Annotated in this window: 4 protein-coding genes and 1 pseudogene; all 5 read right to left on the reverse strand. The window is 61.5% G+C overall.

Annotated elements, in window-relative coordinates:
* Positions 1-327: pseudogene (locus DYL59_RS31155) on the reverse strand (glycosyltransferase family 2 protein); the annotation flags it as partial.
* Between the two features lie 46 nt (positions 328-373).
* Positions 374-1,330, reverse strand: coding sequence for a glycosyltransferase family protein (locus DYL59_RS31160; protein WP_135292622.1), 957 nt, complete (start codon positions 1,328-1,330; stop codon positions 374-376).
* Between the two features lie 17 nt (positions 1,331-1,347).
* Positions 1,348-2,721, reverse strand: a complete 1,374-nt coding sequence (locus DYL59_RS31165) for a PIG-L family deacetylase (RefSeq protein ID WP_135292623.1) — start codon at positions 2,719-2,721, stop codon at positions 1,348-1,350.
* Positions 2,718-3,614 (reverse strand): GNAT family N-acetyltransferase, encoded by an 897-nt coding sequence (locus DYL59_RS31170; protein WP_135292624.1) that lies wholly within the window; start codon positions 3,612-3,614, stop codon positions 2,718-2,720. The genes DYL59_RS31165 and DYL59_RS31170 overlap by 4 nt, the downstream gene beginning before the upstream one ends.
* Positions 3,614-4,252, reverse strand: a 639-nt coding sequence (locus DYL59_RS31175) for a glycosyltransferase (protein WP_135292625.1), incomplete at its 5' end; no start/stop codon positions are given. The genes DYL59_RS31170 and DYL59_RS31175, both read right to left, overlap by 1 nt.

A 4,252-nucleotide genomic window follows, 5' to 3' on the forward strand; every position in this document is an offset into this window, starting at 1 on the left:
TCTGGAGTCCTCGACAAACCCTGGGCGGTAAAACGCCCAGTCATCTTCGCAATGGAATATGTAGGGTGTTTTAACCGCCGCGTAGGCCAGGTCGATGGATGCCAATTGGCCCAGCTTCGGGCGGTTGACGAAGAAAGTGCAATGTTCCTGCCAATGGGCTGGAATGGCCTCGCGCACGGCTTCATCACCCGCATCTTCGGTGATGAAAACCTCGCGGATGTCCGCCGTGTTGAACCGGTCGAAGCTTTCCAGCGTATCCTTCAGCAGGTCGAGGCGACCACAACTGGTTACTACGAGCGTTATGTCGCTTTGATCGGAGAATTGCATTCCAGCCCCCAAATTTTAATAACCGCTCGCGGCGATCGCGCCCACTTCAAATGCCCAGCTTCAGGCGCCACCGCTCCAGCAGGCTCAACGGCGCGCGCGGACGCAGCGGCGGCTCAAGTGCTTCAACGATGCGCTGACCGATCCGGGCAAAACTGAATTGGCTGACGGCAAGCGCTTGCCCATTACGCGCAATCTGCGCCGCCAACCCAGGATCGGCGCGCAACACGGCCAGTTTTTCCTGCAACTGTGGAATGTCCTTGTAGAACACCACATTGACCATCTCTTCAAAACCCAGGGCGGCGTTTTCCGCTGCGCCCTGGTCATACGCCAGCAACACACAGCCGCAAGCCATGGCCTCGAAGTTCTTGATCATGTACTCGCCCATGCCCACATCGGCACTGACGAAAAAGCGGATGCGGTTGAGGGTGGCGCAGTATTCCTCACCCGATTTGGTACGGGTCACCACCAGCGGCTCAACCTGCGCCAGCTCATCAAGCAACGCTTTGCGACCGCTGTAGGCAACGCTATTGGTGCTACCGACAAAGGCCAACTCGATATCGCGCTCACGTTCCTGTGGTTGCAACAACGCCTGGTCATAGCCCTTGGGCACAAACACCGCGTCAAACCCTTCTTCGCGCAGGCGCTCGGTGACCATAAAGCCCGAACTGATCACCCGCGCCCACGGCAAGCGGCGGTAATGGGCGCTGAACTTGCCGGTGTACTTGCAAGGGATGTAGTTCTGGTAGGCATCGTGTTCGAGGATGACCAGGTTGGGGAGTGTGCGGATAAACCCCGCCTGACGGATTTCCTGCTTGAAACGCAGGAAGAACACGATGCGGTCATAGCGGGTCACGTCGACTTCACGCCGGAAATAACCGCGCAGGTTGCGCTGTTCGGCACTGCTCAACCAGCGGATGTCACAGTCACAGTGCGCGGCCACGCCGTCGTACAGCCGATCCAGGATGGCGCGCTGTTCTTTCTGCACCAGAAATAAAACTTTCATGCTCTTCCTTTCACAGGTCACAAACGCCAGAACAATTCATGTCGCCGCACCGCCTTGCGGAAGAACTCGTTCTCCCCATAAGGCGAACGTGCACGCCCGGCCAGTACGCGTTGCAACCAGCGACGCACGCGCCGCTTGAAGGGCGGCGCCGGTTGCAGGTCATGCATCATGCCCAGCGCCATGGCCTTGTCGCGCTGTTGCGCCAATGTCAGCGGCAGGCTGCACGGGTGCAATTGTTCGGCTGCATCAAACAAGGGTGGCAGGGCAATACCGGTACCTGCATCGCCCATCGGCCAGCGGTCATTGTCATGCAGGTGGTTGGCGTAGCCGAGCACGGTGGTCGGCTGCCACTCCAAGCCTTGCAAGGCTTGCATGACCGCCTGCTGCGCACAAATATGATCGGGGTGGGGGTCGAGCACCGAATGGGGCAATACGATCACTTCCGGACGCGCCATCAGCAGCACGTCGCGAAGGTCAGCCAACAGGTTGTTCCAGGTCGGCAGGCCATCGGCATCCGCCGGCAACGTGAATGGATTGAACTGGCGGAAGGGTCGAACGTCGGACAGCTCGGCTTCACGGGAGGCAAAGGGCAGATCCGGTGCAGCCTGCATGGCCTGCAGCTGCAGGCAGAAGTAACCCAGTTGCACGCAATGCGCTTGCGGCACGCCCGCCCACAGCGGTACGGCGATGCTGTCCCAGGCACGCAGGCGGCCCTTGATGCGTGCGGCTTCGACCTCGCTCAGGCCCATCTGCTGGTAATGCTCGGCTTCGATTTCGCCAGCGGTAAGGGTGACGATCCAGGGCTTTTCAGCCTGGCTGTACAGCCCGAACGCGGCCAGTTCGGCGTCGTCGGCGTGGGGGGCGATGACCATCACCCGCTGGTCGCGATAGTCCGGATGGGTCCAGGCCCAGAGCCTTGGCGTACCCAGCACGCGGCAATGGCGACCGCGCAGGTGTAGGTCACTCAGATCGACACCGCTTAGGTTCAGGTAACGCAGCCCATTGACGCCACGCTCGAAGGTTTGCCGGTCATCGGCCAGCTCAATGCTCGGATCAAAAAACCGTCCCAGCCAGGTGCTCTTGACCTTGATCGCCAGCACCACAGTTGCATCCGGTGCCACAGGCGGGTCAACCCGCAAGCGTCCGCCTTCCAGACGCACACCGGCAAGCTCGGCATCTGCCGCGAATCGGTATTGATAATCTTCGTTGGGCGCATAAAACAGGTGGTCGGCAAACCAGGCCTCGTGGGCAACCCAGGCCAGCACCGCCAACAGCAGCGGCAACCACCAGGCCACCAGGATGCCGACCAGCACCAGCAACACCACACCGATCATCAGCGCCGTGCGCTTGTTACGCCGATGACGCTTGAGCAATTGCTGCTTGCGGGTCATGAACTGAATACCTGCACAGGGTTGCACCAACGGTCCTTGTACTCACGGTCGGCACGGCCGAAGGAAAAACGCAGCGGCTTGCCCACTTCGCGGGCCTGCTCCCAGGCACTTTGGGTATTGAGAAAGCTCAAGACGCTGCCGGGGCTGAAGGCACGGGTTTCAGGGTCGACCCCGCCGTTGACGTATTCCACACTGATCCATTCCGGGGATTCGACCCGGTAGACCAACTGGATGGCAATCGGCGCATCGTTGAGAAAAATCACCGAGCCGATCAGCCACTCGCGCATCAGTTCGATCACCTCGGCCAGGCGCTCGGCCCCGGTGGCCACAAAGCCCCAGCGGCGCAGAAACAGATCGCAGTAGATACGCGCCAGTTCCGCGCTGGAAAACTCACCCACCGGCCGCACCACCCCGCCCGCCTCTTCCAGCAACCGCAGTTCGCGGCGCTGGTTGTAGCGAAATTTCTTCGACAGTTCTTCCGGCGTGCGCGCCATGGCCAGTTGTTCTGCCTGTGGCTTGAGGCCACTGAAACGGCCTTCGTTCAGCATCGACAGATAACGCGCACGCTGGCGTAGTGGCGCTTGTGCGTCGGCGGCAGCCGGCAGGATCACCTCGGCGTTACCCAGGTCAAACAGGCCTTTCTTGCCACTGCGCTTGAGCACGTCCTTGGACAACGCCAAGTCGCGCCCCCAGGTGGCAATACACGCCTTGAGTTCACCGGCCTGCTCCCAGGCCAGGTAACGTACTGGGATCTGCGCCAACCCGGCCAGACGCTCGATCACCTGGGGATGGGTGGCGACGCTGCCGCCAAAACGCTGCCAGGCCTCGGCGTAGGCAGGCGCATCAACGACGGACCAGCCACGCTCGCGCCAGCCTTGGAATCGATTGAGCATCAAGCCCTCGCGGTCAGTTCAATAACGTGTGGCAATTGCCAGAAAGTAGCGCGTACCGCCTGATCCGAGAAACGCGCGTGCAAGCGTTCCAGCATCAGCTCGGCGCACTGGCGGCGCTGATGTTGATCCATCGCGGCCAGGTAACCCAAGCCCTGGGCCAGGTGCTCGGCATCGCCGAAGGGGAACAGGATGCCCACGCCTTCGACCACTTCCTTTGCACCGCCGCAGGCGGTGGCCAGCAAGGGAACGCCAGCAGCCATGGCTTCGAGCAGCACCATGCCGAAGGGCTCGTGGTCGGAACTCAACGCGAATACGTCAAAGGCACGGAAGTAACGGCGTGCATCGGGCACCTGGCCAAGGAATAGCACCTTGTCGGCAATCCCCAACTCACGGGCCAGTTCCTTGAGGTCCTGCTCCAGGCGGCCAGTGCCAAGCACCGCCAGGCGGCTGTCAGCGGGCAACTGCGACAATGCCAGGGCAAAGCCTTTGAGCAGCGTGGCCTGGTCCTTGTCCGGGTGCAGGCGGCCGACGTTGCCGACCACCCATTCATCCGGCGACAGGCCCAGGGCATCGCGCGCGTCGTCTTTGGCGACCTGCAGGGCGTGCATGGCCTCGACATCGATGCGGTTGTACAGGGT

It is taken from the genome of Pseudomonas kairouanensis (assembly GCF_004682055.1).
GTDB classification, from domain to species: Bacteria; Pseudomonadota; Gammaproteobacteria; order Pseudomonadales; family Pseudomonadaceae; genus Aquipseudomonas; species Aquipseudomonas kairouanensis.